The 14143-nt window shown below is 33.8% G+C and carries 15 protein-coding genes; 8 read left to right on the top strand and 7 right to left on the bottom strand.

The genetic code is table 11. The annotated features are described in order from the left end of the window. Positions 1-265 precede the first annotated feature (265 nt). Positions 266-1240, top strand: coding sequence for an HD-GYP domain-containing protein (locus C1724_RS06845; protein ID WP_102345956.1), 975 nt, complete (start codon positions 266-268; stop codon positions 1238-1240). 108 nt (positions 1241-1348) lie between these two features. On the opposite strand, the gene C1724_RS06840 is transcribed toward C1724_RS06845, so the two are convergent. Then, positions 1349-1513, bottom strand: coding sequence for an aspartyl-phosphate phosphatase Spo0E family protein (locus C1724_RS06840; RefSeq protein WP_102345955.1), 165 nt, complete (start codon positions 1511-1513; stop codon positions 1349-1351). Positions 1514-1797: 284 nt separating this feature from the next. On the opposite strand from C1724_RS06840, the gene C1724_RS06835 reads away from it, so the two are divergent. The 3 genes from C1724_RS06835 (at position 1798) to C1724_RS26005 (ending at position 3142) form a co-directional block, all read left to right on the top strand. Next, positions 1798-2322, top strand: coding sequence for a GGDEF domain-containing protein (locus C1724_RS06835; RefSeq protein WP_102345954.1), 525 nt, complete (start codon positions 1798-1800; stop codon positions 2320-2322). A 362-nt stretch (positions 2323-2684) separates the two neighbouring features. After that, positions 2685-2807: a hypothetical protein gene (locus C1724_RS26010; RefSeq protein WP_258000293.1), complete on the top strand. Its 123-nt coding sequence runs from the start codon at positions 2685-2687 to the stop codon at positions 2805-2807. Between the two features lie 38 nt (positions 2808-2845). Further along, entirely contained in the window at positions 2846-3142 is a 297-nt protein-coding gene (locus C1724_RS26005) for a GyrI-like domain-containing protein (RefSeq protein WP_258000292.1), read from the top strand. A 608-nt stretch (positions 3143-3750) separates the two neighbouring features. On the opposite strand, the gene C1724_RS06825 is transcribed toward C1724_RS26005, so the two are convergent. The 3 genes from C1724_RS06825 to C1724_RS06815 form a co-directional block, all read right to left on the bottom strand. After that, positions 3751-4149, bottom strand: a complete 399-nt coding sequence (locus C1724_RS06825) for a type II toxin-antitoxin system death-on-curing family toxin (RefSeq protein WP_102345953.1) — start codon at positions 4147-4149, stop codon at positions 3751-3753. Then, positions 4149-4400, bottom strand: coding sequence for an AbrB/MazE/SpoVT family DNA-binding domain-containing protein (locus C1724_RS06820; RefSeq protein WP_102345952.1), 252 nt, complete (start codon positions 4398-4400; stop codon positions 4149-4151). The genes C1724_RS06825 and C1724_RS06820 overlap by 1 nt, the downstream gene beginning before the upstream one ends. 801 nt (positions 4401-5201) lie before the next feature. Then, positions 5202-5930 (bottom strand): MerR family transcriptional regulator, encoded by a 729-nt coding sequence (locus C1724_RS06815; RefSeq protein WP_102345951.1) that lies wholly within the window; start codon positions 5928-5930, stop codon positions 5202-5204. 278 nt (positions 5931-6208) lie between these two features. Between C1724_RS06815 and C1724_RS06810 the strand changes: the two genes are divergently transcribed. Both C1724_RS06810 and C1724_RS06805 read left to right on the top strand, forming a co-directional pair. Then, positions 6209-6709: an SRPBCC family protein gene (locus tag C1724_RS06810; RefSeq protein ID WP_102345950.1), complete on the top strand. Its 501-nt coding sequence runs from the start codon at positions 6209-6211 to the stop codon at positions 6707-6709. A gap of 512 nt (positions 6710-7221) precedes the next feature. Beyond that, a complete protein-coding gene (locus C1724_RS06805; RefSeq protein WP_102345949.1) occupies positions 7222-7509 on the top strand; it encodes a hypothetical protein in 288 nt (95 codons plus the stop codon). Between the two features lie 337 nt (positions 7510-7846). On the opposite strand, the gene C1724_RS06800 is transcribed toward C1724_RS06805, so the two are convergent. Together C1724_RS06800 and C1724_RS25510 are read right to left on the bottom strand one after the other, a co-directional pair. Then, positions 7847-8662: an alpha/beta fold hydrolase gene (locus C1724_RS06800; RefSeq protein ID WP_102345948.1), complete on the bottom strand. Its 816-nt coding sequence runs from the start codon at positions 8660-8662 to the stop codon at positions 7847-7849. Positions 8663-9070: 408 nt separating this feature from the next. Beyond that, positions 9071-9229, bottom strand: coding sequence for a hypothetical protein (locus C1724_RS25510; protein WP_180994153.1), 159 nt, complete (start codon positions 9227-9229; stop codon positions 9071-9073). A gap of 1121 nt (positions 9230-10350) precedes the next feature. On the opposite strand from C1724_RS25510, the gene C1724_RS06795 reads away from it, so the two are divergent. Continuing rightward, positions 10351-11778, top strand: coding sequence for an IS110 family transposase (locus tag C1724_RS06795; RefSeq protein WP_102345947.1), 1428 nt, complete (start codon positions 10351-10353; stop codon positions 11776-11778). Between the two features lie 189 nt (positions 11779-11967). Here the strand turns inward: C1724_RS06795 and C1724_RS06790 are convergent, their stop codons facing one another. Next, positions 11968-12435: a hypothetical protein gene (locus C1724_RS06790; protein WP_102345946.1), complete on the bottom strand. Its 468-nt coding sequence runs from the start codon at positions 12433-12435 to the stop codon at positions 11968-11970. A 407-nt stretch (positions 12436-12842) separates the two neighbouring features. Here C1724_RS06790 and C1724_RS06785 point away from each other — a divergent pair, with 407 nt between their 5' ends. Next, positions 12843-14066 carry an IS110 family transposase gene (locus C1724_RS06785; RefSeq protein WP_102345945.1) on the top strand — a complete coding sequence of 408 codons (1224 nt, stop codon included), beginning with the start codon at positions 12843-12845 and terminating at the stop codon, positions 14064-14066. Positions 14067-14143 lie beyond the last annotated feature (77 nt).

Genomic DNA, 14143 nt, shown 5'->3' with positions numbered 1-14143 from the left:
ACATTAAAAGCTAAATAAAATTAATAGTTTGAATATGAACACAACAAAACAGTAGGTCCGATCCTATGTTCTTCTTTTTGAATGGTAAATGGTAGGGATTGAATTATCGTATTGTCATACCGTATAAACAGGAAATGATTCCTATTAGAAACAAACGAATATAGGAACCATTAGTCATACAAATTTTAATACATATTTGGCATAATAACTAATGGAAGAACACTTGAATTGAAAAAGCCATTAAGCAATAGGGGGGATACTCTGGTTGACTATTAAGTATGAAATAATAAACGCTGATAAACAAAGAAGGAACCCTATATTAAAAATTTTATGTATAATTTCGTTAGTATTTGGTATATGGCTAGACTTTATTATTTACTACAATCAAGAGACAATAAGTGCAGCTTATGTACCATTTTTAATTATGAGTGGATTGCTGTCTCGCTATCTTATAACAAACATAATTGTATCGGGCTTAGTAGCAAGCTTAGTCTATATTGCATCTGTTGATCACTTCGGGCTAGAGATATTTATTCTTAGATGGGCAGGCTATTTTTTAATATCATTTGTAATCTGGATACTGCTGAAAAATAATCAAAAAGATAAAGAAAACATTATTAATATGACCATAGCAATGGCTACTTCATTAGATGCTAGAGATAATTACACCGCCTTTCATTCGGAGAATGTTGCATATTACTCCCATGAAATAGGCAAAGCAATGAGCTTATCCAAAAAACAATGCGATCATTTATATTTGGGTGGACTTTTGCATGATATTGGAAAGATAGGGATATCCGAAAATATCTTAAATAAAACCACAAAGCTAACAAGTGAAGAATATGAACAAATAAAGAAGCATCCCCAAATGGGCTATGATATGCTTAAGCATGTTGCCTATTTTAAGAAAAATTCAATTCTGGAAATGGTATTACATCATCATGAAAGATTTGATGGAACAGGCTATCCTCATGGTTTGATAGGAGAAAATATACCATTGGTAGCTCGAATAATGGCAGTTGCAGATGCTTTTGATGCAATGACTTCAAAAAGGATATACAGAGATCCGAAAGATATAGAGAATGCATTAAATCAATTATCATTGGGAAAACGGAGTCAATTTGATCCGGAAATAGCTGATGTTTTCTTAGAGTTAGTAAAGAATAAGAAAATAGCGATTCCTGGAATAAATGGAGATTCTAAAACTATCAACGTTCTTAAAAAGATTGGTACCTCATAAATAAGCGACGACCATTAGGTGTCGCTGCTAAGTATATATTCAGTTCTTAATCAACAAGTGCCAGGCATAGATCGTGGATTAATATTTAGGACTCTTGTTATATTTTTCCTAAGAGTTCTGGCTATATTTATTGACTTGATACTGGTTAATGACCTTGTCTAATTTTTGGCTTAAAGCTATAGTGTTAGGATGATTTAAGCCTTTACTCAAACTGCTCTCAATCATCAATTTTCTATATAACTCAATTTGTTTGTGTGGCTGTTTTGAATACATTTACCTATACTCCCTTATTATCATAAGTACAAATATACCACAAAATTACAAATATAGCTATGAGGAAATACATATTTTTACATTTTTTTACAACAAAATTCGTTTACAAATTATGACTAAGTCCAATGAAATACCTAGTAACAGAAAGGGGAAATGGTTCCTATATAAATAAGAACTAATACAGGAATCATTAGTCATACAAATTTTAATACCTATTTGGCATAATAAGTAATGGAAGAAAAAACCAATTAAAAAAGGCAATTAAAATAATAGGGGGACTTTAGTTGACAGTAGGTCGAGGGTTTATTGAAAAAAAGAAACGAGTAGGCCTACTTTTATTGGACTTAGATAACTTTAAGCAAGTCAATGACAAACTTGGTCATGATACGGGGGACCTTCTTTTAAAATATGTTGCAAGAGTGTTAAATTACAGTTTGCCTAAAAACTGTTCCACGTACCGTTTGGGCGGTGATGAGTTTGTAGTTCTAGTTGAAAATGCAAAAGATGATAAAGAGTTAGAGGAGGTAGCTCATATTATTTTAAAAGGGATCGCTAATCCCCATAAAATTGTAAATACAAAAGATAAGATTGAATTCAACCAAGATAAGTTAGCTCATATTTTAAATGTCATTCAAATGATGAATGTAACCTCATCAAGTATCGGAGGGGCTATTTTTCCTGATAATGCAAAAGATAAACAAGAATTATACAAGAAAGCAGACAAAGCACTTTACTATACAAAAGGCAAAGGAAATAACGGGTATACAGCTTACAGTAGTATGAAGGATCATTATTATTCAGAGATATAAAAACAGGATCATAGAACTATCACTTTAAATGAAGTGGTAGTTTTAATAATTTGGGCTTATGTTTATCAAAAATCAAACCTATCCAAAAGTTGTAAATGTGGAATTTGATAATATTTTAGGAATTGCAAAAGGATGACCATTCAGTTATGTTCAGATACTTATATAGCTTCTTCAGATTAATTAAACCTTATGATATTGTAAGGCTTAGATGTTGTGGAAGGGAGATGTTGTTTCAAGCATAACTTTGAAATTGTAGCAAATGGAGAGGTATGTGCAAAATAGATTAATGCATGGAATTACACAGAGTGTAGTGCTCGTATAACCGGCTGACAATATAGATGAATTTGAAAGGGGTACAACCGATGAAATATCAAATAATAGAAAGAAATGCTTTCCAAGTAATTGGTGTAAAACGTGAATGTCCATGTGGTGCAGATTCACAAGGTCAGGGGATGCCAATGCAAATGGAACAATCAACAAGCTGATCCAATATATCAACGGAGAAATAAAGGGTTTATTGGGGATGACTGACAATTATAATGCTAAGAATAATACAATTGATTACTGGATTGCCGCGGAGCATGTAGGAGATATACCGGAAGGATTTTCTAGCTATCAAGTCCCCGCATCCAAATGGGTCGTTTTTGAAGTGCATGGACATGCTCCAACGGCAATGGTCAATGTTTGGAAGCAAATTTATTCAGAATGGATTCCATCCAACGAATATGAGATAGCTAAGCTTCCAGCCATAGAAGCTTACATAGATTCTGATATCCATAGTCCAAATTCATTGAATGAAATATGGTTGGCTGTAAAATAAATAGTTGGACTTTAAGAATAATTAGCACGCTGTTTCATGTATGATAAGTGTGCTAATAGCGAGATCTTCAAGAAAAGGGCGCTTTTTTTTAGAAAAAAAGCGCCCGTTTGTGTATAAGTGATAGATAATAATATAGAAAAGATAATTCATAAAAATATGGAATGTCCTTTATAAATTGAGAATTTATTAAAAGCATGACCTAATTAATTTTGCAGTTGTGCTTGTTGAACTAACGAGCAGGAATGTTTAACATGAAACTATTAAGAAATCAGTGTGATTTAAATAAGCGAAGGTTTTTCCGTTAATCTCCAGAATAGAGCTAAGTTTAGGTTGAATAAGAGGAATTTTTCCGGTTAAGCAAAGTAAAATACCGATTTTCACGTGTTTTGAGTCAATAGTCGGAATTTTTCCGTCTATTTCAGCTATTTTCTGTGGTATTTCTTAATTAAGAGAAATTTTTCCGCTTATTTATTAAACTCGTTTTAAGAGTATAAAATATCTGAGGTGCACAAGTTAAAACAAGGGTATTATCTTATTATAGTATTGGGGGCTTATCTTTAACAAATACAAAATAAAAATCCATTCTCTAGTTATATAGAGAATGGATTTTACAATTTTTCTGTATGTTTTATTATTGTTGAAACAATTTCCTCAAACGTGTATTTATGATTCACAACATCAACTGTAAAGTCTTGTTCTTCTTCAATTCCCATCGTCCAACGAAAATGGTTTATTTTCAAAAAGACAATTAAGGAAGCAAGGGCTGTTCGTTTATTCGCATTGTGGAAGGCATGGTTCTTAGCTATTGACTCAAAAAGTGCCGCTGCTTTTTTGTAAATAGTTGGATAAGCATCACTACCAAACACGGATTGTTTTGGACGGTTAATAGCTGAATCAAGTAGGTTTGGATCTTTTACACCTAATGGTTCATCTGGGGAATATAGACGAATTTGTACCGTATTAATAGCAATCACTTGGTTTGTTGTAAGATAGATGACTTCATCCATTATCTGTTCACTAATCCTTTAAACGCTTTGTCATGCTCATTAATGACATCATTTAAAATATCCATGAATTCTGCATCAACGCCTTTAGGAAGTGTTACTAGCTCTTTTTTTCTCAAAACAATTTTCCCATCCTTCACTTCAACGTGGACATCGTCTCCTTGTGCTAAGCCCACTTGTTTGAGTAATTCAGTGGGAAGGGTAATTCCAAAACTATTTCCAATCTTAGTAACTTTTCTTTCGAATTGTTCCAAAAAATCACATCCTTGTTATAATTGTTATAACGATTATAACACATTAAAGTTAGTTAGAAAAAAGTCTCTTAGTATGTGAATTGCTACACTAAAAGTAAAGGGGGCTCTACTTAAACGAAGAAACAGCTTAAAGAGCCTAAAACAAGTTTTTATACATTACTTGTTATAAAGGCTTTTATAATATTTAATATAATACATCCGTGAATAATTTTTAAAATCATCTGGATCACATAAGGTATTTAATATAATTTTCAATTAAATGTGTCATTTAGTTGAGCAATAACTGTGTCATTTTACTTGATGGTCACACCAGTATTGAAGTAAGTAAAAGCATAATTAAAAAAAGTGAAAAATTGTTCTTTTTTATTAGCCTTATTATTTCTTTAAAATTAGGCTTTAGTTTATTTGAGTTTTTACTCCGCTATAATCATAATTTACATACTGCAAATATTGTGAGATACGTCACCCTACTCATTTAATAATTGATTTATTTGGTTAGTTAAGTTCTTAAAAATTATTAATTGATTAATCAATCAAAAAGCATACTAATGACCTCAGTGTATCATCTATATTTGCTACATCTTCAAAAAGATATATTATTACCTTTTTGGATATAACCAATAATGAACAAAGGGAACCACAATTGTAGGTTCCCTTAAATAAATATAATTATTAACATTAATGCTTAACAAAGCCTTCATTTTACGTTAGCTGGTTGGGTTGATATAAGTACCGATTAAAGAACTTGAAAAAATGTTAAAAAGGCTATGGACAAAAGCCATAACCTCTACTGAATAAACATTATTTTTTATTTTTGTCTGCATACACCGCCATAGCATCACGCATAAATATAGCTAAGCCTTCACCGAATTGGTCAATGTTTTTGGTGAAACGCTCGTCGTCTACGTACATTTGACCTAATCCTTTGAATGCCTCAAGAGAGTAGTTCCCCAGTTTGTTTAAGAAATGATACCACTCCTTAATTCCTTCTTGAGCCACTATGGATTCAGGTGAGAGATGGCGAATGGCGGCAAGGTTACGATAAATTTCGTTGAATTTTTCTTGATCGAAAGCAGTCATGTTTTTCGCTTTTTCATTTGCTTCATCGACTGCCTTGTCACCCCACTTTTCTCTTGCTTCTTGTTCATATGGGTTATGGCTAAAATCAAAGCCTTCGAATTTTTCTTGATTTGACATTTGTATTTCTCCTTTCGAATGTTGTATTGTCTTTTCAATCGTCTTGATCATCTTCTCGAGCCGTCTCTTTTTTTCTAAAAGCATTTTATATTGCATTTCCAATGCTTCTTGCCGGTCATATGATGGACGATCAATGATTTCTTTGATTTTCTTTAAAGGGAAGCCAAGCTCTTTAAAAAATAAGATTTGCTGCAAGGTTTCGAGATTCTCGTCAGAATATACACGATAACCAGTCTCAGTGATTTCATCTGGGATTAATAATCCAATTTCGTCATAATGGTGTAGTGTTCGCACACTAATTCCCACAATATCAGCAACTTCCTTCACTTTCATCTTGTTTCGCTCCCTTCACTAGTTACTATAAAGTATCCCGTAACGTGAGAGTCAATATGAATATAAAATAAGACAAGAACAATTAGAGGAATCATGTTGGTAAAAATTAATGCAAAAACTGAAAGTAGTATTTATTGCGAAGGATTTTATTTTGTAAAAATATCCAATATTAGCTATACTAATTTTTGAACGTCCACTTTCGTTTTTATAAGGAACAACGTACCAAGAAGTGAAAATGGAATGAATCAACAGAATAATAAATTAAAGAGGATGGTTGCATGACAAATACATCAATAACAACCCTTAATATGAAACGCATATTTGATGTTCCAGCAGAAAAAGTGTTTGACGCGTGGACTAACGTAGAAATGCTTAAAAAATGGATGTTCACCATGGAACATACGAATAAAGTGGCAGAGAGTGATCCTCGTGTCGGCGGTACATGGGAAATTGTGGATCACCGAGATGGGAAAGATTACCGAGCTATTGGAGAATACAAAGTGGTTGAACCACCAACGAAACTCGTTTTCACATTCAAAATGCCTCAATTTAGTGAATTAGAAGACGACATTACAGTGAAGATCCAACCGCTTGAATCAGGCTGTGAAATGATCTTCACACAAGAAATTACCGTGACCCATGAAGAAGGTTGGACCAACGAAGATATTGAAAAAGCACATAAAGATTGGAAAAAAGAGACCGAACAAGGTTGGCATTATATGTTTTTAGGTTTGAAACAATTAGTAGAAACAGGAAAAATTACTTATCCATCATTTTAATATAAATTATAGAGAACAGAGTATTTTTTTTAATAAAAGGATGTCTCTGAACAATTAAACTAGGATTAAATTTTATAGCAAATGGGCGCTATTCTGTACTTAGGAATGCGCTTTTTTTGTATCCAGCAAGTTTATGGAAATGAACACTTTTAAAGAAAAATGCTCTATATAAATGTCCAAAATATTAGACATTCTTAGAATTTGATCATAAGATACATCTAAAGTATTGGACAAATTAAGTGATAGATTTGAAAAATATTATGAAGGTACTACGAAAAAAATCCGGGGGTTACACAGGAAATAAATTTGCTAACGGGGGCGAAAACTGAACAAAGCTGTCGCTTCTTTAACTATTGAAACAGGTTTGTTCAATAAGAAATCACAAAAGGAAGAGCATTTACTATAAAATAAGATTTGATGTATTAATGTCTAATAAAAAAGTAATGCAAAAAATTGAAAGGATGTACATTAGTATTATTACACGACATAAATAAAAATATATGGAGGTTAGTATGTTATTTATGATATTTGGGGTTATTGCAATAGTAGCAACTTTTATAAATCTTTATATGTATAAAGCAGGAAAGGATTATAAGCTTGCTATGGCGATGGGATTATCATTTACAGCATTAACACTTTGTGCAGAATACAGTCTTGTATCGGTGTGGGTAGAAGTGGAAGATTGGGCAGCTTTAATGGATGTAGTACCTGGTATGGAAAGGGCATTATGGTTTTTGACAATTGTTTCTATCTTACTAAATATAGCACCTATACTTTTAGAACGAAAAGGTAAGAAATAATGACTTATTGTCACATCATTTATATAATATGCAATTATTGTGTAAGTCTTTATGTATAACAAACGGGGACAGTTGAATAAGAAACTTTGAAAAAAGCCTGTATCGTATCAATGATTAGTTGGTAATCTACGATACAGGCTTTGCCTCTCAGCAACTAATTGTCCCTATATATTTAATTTAGTAATCTCTGCGTTTTTCTGTGATTTTGTTGTCTAAAATTATACAATTTACCTTGCGAATTCGTTTTATTGACTTTCACAACCGAACTGCTTATCCGCTGGAAACGCTACTTTTAAATGAGCAGACATAAAGGAGCTACAGGTTCCTTTTTGAGGATTTATTTTACAAAGTTATTTACGATTTCATTGAACTTTTCAGCGTGTTCCCAGAACATCATATGTCCACCAAGGACTTCAATCTTTGATTCCGGAGAGATTTTTTCGGTGTAAGCTTTTGCAATATGTGCCCAGTGCTCGGCGACGACCGTTAAGGTTGGAACCGATTTGCTTAATTCTTTTGCTTCATTTCGATAATCAGAAAACATACCTGAAGCAAAAAGGTTTCCAGCTATATAGTATGGAGTCTTTAATGATTGTTCGACAAGCCAGTTTAATTCTTCTTGTCTTAATTCCCTCTGTACCATTACCTGTGTAATGTATGCTGAAATGAACTCCCTGTGTCCTTTCGAATTACGTAAGCTTGAATTGTAAATGGCCGCAATATCATCAAGTGATCCCTCTACCCAATCCTCGTTTTGGATCGATAATGATTTAGGTGGCATATCAATTAAAACGGCTGACTTAATAGTACTAACTCCATATTGTTTAAAATACTCCCAAACGGTTAAGCAGCCGAATGACCATCCTACCAATGTTGCATTTTTAATATTTAAATGCTTTAAGACTTGTGCTAAATCCGTTCCGTGTGTTACGTAATCATTACCATGCGAGGTCACCGTAGATCTTCCATGGCTTCTAGGATCGAGGACAATGACACGGTTTGTTTTTGAAAAATAATCGATTTGTTTTGAAAATACCTCAGTTGTAAAGGTGAAACCTGGTATAAATACAATAGGTTCACCTTGTCCAACGTCTTGAACAAATAGCTCTACCCCAGAATCCACTTCAATGTACTTTCCGCCTAAAACTGTCAAATGGGCCAACTCCTTTTAGGGTATTATTTGATAGTTTAATATATACTGGGAAAATCGGTAAAATAACTACTTTTTATACATTTAAAAAGGGCACTTGTTTCGAACTATGTTTATTATGGGAAGTAGTTTTGAATCTGGCTTTGGAGCATGCGACGGAATAAGTTCAAGTAACTTTCCTTATTCAACAAACGATTGGGATTGCTAATTATTCAGTTAGAAGGGGAAGTGAAGCTGAACTTTTCTTAGGGGATCAACAAATAATCGACAAGTGCCTGGCACTTGTCGAAAAAAAAGCTTACCCAACATCTGGTAAACTTTACTTTACTTTACTGTCTATTTAATCTTTCTACTTCAGTTTCAATATTAAAGACTCGTTTATTTAACACTTCAGTTTTATGTTCAAGATTCTTATTCATCCGATCTAATAACGCAGTTATATCTTGAGGCTGACTTAGCTGGGATACGATGAACAGCAGTTTTTATTTCTGTTAAATCACTTTTAATTTGTTTTATGTCATTCTTAATATCTTCTTGTCCACTTAAAAGCTGTCTCAATAATTCTTCCATCCCACACCGACCTCCATTTTATATATTATATTACAATTTTACATTTTTTCGGTTGAAATCTTCTTTTAATTCATAAGTTTAACAAGAAGGTATTTTACAAAAAGAGAGTGTTTAATATAAATGGGTTCGGTTGATAGTTTAATCTGAGCTTTTTCATATAGTTTACTATCTTTTTTAACTTACGCCCCCGTTTAAACGGAACAACAATAGCGCTTTATTCTATTCACTATCTTGTTGTGGTGAAACAAAGATACTAAGTCCATTTTATCACCATAATCCCACATCTTAACCCAAGGATATGTATTTTCAGGAAGATAAGGTTCGTTCTTCAAGTGGTTTAATTACACTCATATCACGTTTAGTACCGTGTATTTTTGTAGCTGGATATACCATACCTAACATATTTATATTCTTTGTTGAAGTCTAAATAGTGAAGGAGCCTATTTACTTCTTCCAGATACGCTCCCCGTTACTTTCCGTAATGCTTTACACCAATTTAAATATGATTTGAAGCACTACATACTACTGTATGCCAAGTATATTAATTTCATTGTAACAGATCATATATTCAATATTCTTTTAATTAATTGTATAATGAAAATACCGATGTACCTTTGACTTAAACGTGGGATCACTAATTTAGTGGAACCCTACCGTTAGTTTGAGGACATTGGGTTTTTTTATGGTTAAAAGTAATGTAAAATTGTGTTGTGCAGTGACCCTTAAAGTGATTCCGACTTACTGGGATGTGGCTATAATTAGACCTCTAATATTGAAGTGAGGCACTCCACTTATACAATTAAAAGGCACTGCACCCAAGTTTAATAATTAAGCTCCATTCCTGTATTTTTTACAGGATTTTTTTATTTTTTAGGAGGAATTTTGAGGTTTTATGTCGTAATTTTTATTTTGTTTAAGAGACTATATTGAAGAAATCCAAAAACAATATAATATTAAGCAGTAGAAACTCTACCGTTGGTTGGAGCTAGGAAACTAGACTCTTGTGTTAAATATGAGATTTAATATCTGGCGATATAATCCTGACATACTACATTGGGCACAAAGCTCTCACGGAAACTTGGATAGTCAGATATGTCATACTGCGACTGGGAGGAGAAATGATGAACACTACCATTACTCCATTTAGTTATGGAAATGACACGCATAACAGCCATAAAGGACAGCGTAATTTTTATCAGTTTTATGTCGGTATTGATATTGGGGCGAGCTTTCACGTTGCATCCTGCATACCGTTTGATGCATTCTTAGATCCTAAAGGTAATGCTTGGAAACGGACGAAGACAATGAAATTCAACGCTGTTAGTTCTGGAATCGCTGAGTTTTTAGCAGCTCTTAAGAAAATCGAAAATCAATTTTCACTTACCAAAAGAGAATTTTTAATTCTATTAGAACCCACAGGCGGACATTATTCTTACCTAGTACAACAAGTCCTATTAAACGAGGGCTATGATTTATTTCAAGTTGAGAACAGTGCTGTTGGGGAATTTCGAAAGAAAAACTTAGGAATCACTGAAAAGACTGATTCAATGGATGCCAAAGTAATGGCATATATGGGGTGGCATAAGCAACTACATCCACATATGCAAGGTGTAACACTTATTAGACCTCAATCAGTCCTTCAATCCTTGTTTAGAACAGTAATGAGGGACAGATGGTATTTAAACGTACAACTAACACGGCGAAAGAACCAGGTTCAACAGCTTTTAAAAGTCACCCATCCTGATTTAAATAAAGCTTTTAAGAGCCTATCTAGCACATCTGTTCTTAAGTTAGTCTTAGAGTACCCTACGGGACTTCATATGAAAGAAGCCACAGCAGAAGAAATATATAATTTTTTATTAAAAGCTGGTGCAAAAAGTGTAGCTAAACGAGCAGCTAATATATTAGCTAAAGTGATGCCTAATACTATCGCAGTTCCAGCTGAACATCTTGTAGAGAGACAAAATTGGATTATAGAAGAAGCCCTACGTCTAGAAGAAAGTCTCAAGCTTATTGACCAAGAGATACATAAACTTTTGTGGGGAGATCCTGACAAAGGGTTAGACCCACACCCATATACAGAAATCTTAATGTCCCTTCCTTTTGTGAGCGAAAATATTGCATGTACACTGATTGGAGTTGTAGGAGATATTGAACGATTTAGTACATATAAAGAGTTCAAAAAATACCTCGGTGTATCCGCAGAAAATAAACAATCAGGAACATCAGTGACTGGTACAAGACAGACATACAGTGGTGTTAGAGATGCCAGGAGAGTCCTTTATCAAATCGCTTTAATCATATTGGCAAACGGGCAAAAACAACCTACCGTCTTCAAAGCCTACTATGACCGCAAGGTAAACGAAGGAATGAATAAGAAAAAGGCAATTGGACATTTATCCGGTAAAATTGCAGCACTTATCTACACTGTCTTAAAAAACAAAGTAAAATATGATCCAATCACTCACGCTAAAGCTTGTGGAGTAGAGTTTAACAATCTTTATATCAAAAATAACGAGGGAAAAACTAAGCTACAAATTGAAAAATAGAGTTAAATACACAAAACCCTAAGTGCTTTAAATGAGCAAAAATCACCTATTAATTATTAAATTTTAGGTGATTTTTCATCTTTATAAATACTTTTTATTCGTCAAAGCACTACACTACATTTAAGTGAATTACTTCACAATATCCTTAGTAAAAACTCACTTTTTTAATTAATTTTTTTTGATTAATTGTTATGAATTTTTTGTATTTCGACTTAAATTATTTATGTATTGAAAACTATAAAGAAGTAATGCTCTTAAAAAGTCGATAGCTAAGTATTGAAATTTAGTTAATTTCTCCAAAGTAAATATTTTATAACGATCTACAAGTTTTACTCCTCCTAAAAAGATAAAACAAATGTGAAGAATTAGATTAGAAATTAAATATAATGGAAATCTGCCATAAGTCATTTTTAACAGCCAAAGACTTGTAACAAAATATGGACCAAAATTAAAAAAGTTCATACTATCCAAAGGTGGTATCCCTCTATAAAATCTCCACCATTTTTTCTTTTCACCGAATAAATCTATTGCTTTTGTGAATGTACTTATAAAGATTGCAGCTGGAAGATATTTCTCAAATGAATTTCTACCTAAGAATGGAACTGTTAGCCATGGTAGGATTAACAAACTTATATAAAATAATTTTGAGTTTTTCATTATATCACCTCTATAGGTTATAATGTATTCTTATATATCAATTTATTCAAACATTTACATATTTTTCCGCTTGCGCTAAACTGCCCCTATAACAAAAAAGAGCTGCCGCATCGACAACTCCCGCTGTTAAGCTATTGCATCCCGTTAGCCATCCATGAAACGCAAAAATCAGCGCTTCACCACAGAGAATGAAAACGGTTAAGAACCGTCAATACTGATTCTACGGCTGGGAGAGGAAGGTCGCTTAACTATGGTGCGTTAGAGCCCATCCGTTAGTCTGACTCCAACGACCACGGTGCACCACTGACTGTCGCTCCCTTTAGGGAAGCACACATGGTAGATTAATCCCATTCTGGTTGCTGCACCAGCCTCCAATTATATTCAGAGCCGTAGGAAGGATGTTTTCAATGGATGTAGTCATTGAAAGAGCATGCGGTATGGATGTTCATAAGGACAATATTACTGCATGTATTATGACACCAGAAGGAAAGGAGATTCAAACTTTTTCAACTAAAACTGTATTTCTAATACAGTTGGTTGACTGGATTAAAGAGCATAACTGTACCCATGTTGCCATGGAAAGCACAAGTGTTTACTGGAAGCCTATTGTTAATTTACTAGAAGCAGAAGATATTGAGTTTCTAGTTGTGAATGCCCAACATATGAAGGCAGTCCCAGGACGTAAAACTGATGTCAAAGATGCAGAATGGATTGCCAAACTTCTTCGTCATGGACTCTTAAAAGCTAGTTATATTCCTGATCGTAATCAACGAGAATTACGTGAACTAGTTCGATATCGCAGGAGTATTATTGAAGAACGAGCTAGGCAACATAATCGCATTCAAAAGGTATTAGAGGGTGCAAATATTAAGCTAGGCTCTGTGGTTTCAGACGTTATGGGCGTTTCAGGTCGGGATATGCTTAACGCTATTACCGAAGGAGAAGAGGACCCTGAAAAACTAGCAAACTTTGCTCGACGTACAATGAAAAAGAAAAAAGATGAACTAATGCTTGCCCTTAAAGGTTATATCAATTCGCATCAACGCCTAATGTTGAAAACAATTTTGAAGCATATTGATTTTTTAACTGAGCAAATCGAGATGCTCGATCACGAAGTAGCAGGAAGAGTAAGCTCCCATCAAGAAGACGTTGAACGCTTAGACTCTATCCCAGGCATAGCTACCAGAATGGCTGAGCAAATTTTATCTGAAATCGGAACAGATGTTAAAAATCAATTTCCAAGTGCAGCTCATATGTGTTCTTGGGCAGGTTTGGTTCCTGGACATAACGAAAGTGCGGGAAAAAGAAAATCATCTAAAACTAAAAAAGGAAACAAATATTTGAGGTCAGCATTAACAGAAGCAGCTCATTCTGTCAGAGGATCTAAAAACTATCTCGGAGCACTGTATCGGCGTACAGCGTCACGAAAGGGAAAGAAACGTGCAGGAATAGTAGTGGCTCATGCCATGTTGAGAATTGCTTATTATCTCTTAACCCGTAAAGAAATATATGTAGACTTAGGCGAAGACTACTTTGATAAACAGAGACAACAGTCAATTGTACGGCATTCCCTACGCAGACTTGAAAGTTTGGGATACTCAGTAACATTACAAGAACCTGAAGCATTATAATCCAGTTCGTATTCCTACAATAGATCAATAAATCAGGCGCTCTCCCCTTTTTTTAAAAAATGAATGAGCTGCGTCTT

This window comes from Bacillus sp. Marseille-P3661, from assembly GCF_900240995.1.
GTDB lineage: Bacteria > Bacillota > Bacilli > Bacillales > Bacillaceae_J > OESV01.
Note: the sequence above shows the minus strand (reverse complement) of the source record. Positions and strands in the feature narration are given on the sequence as shown.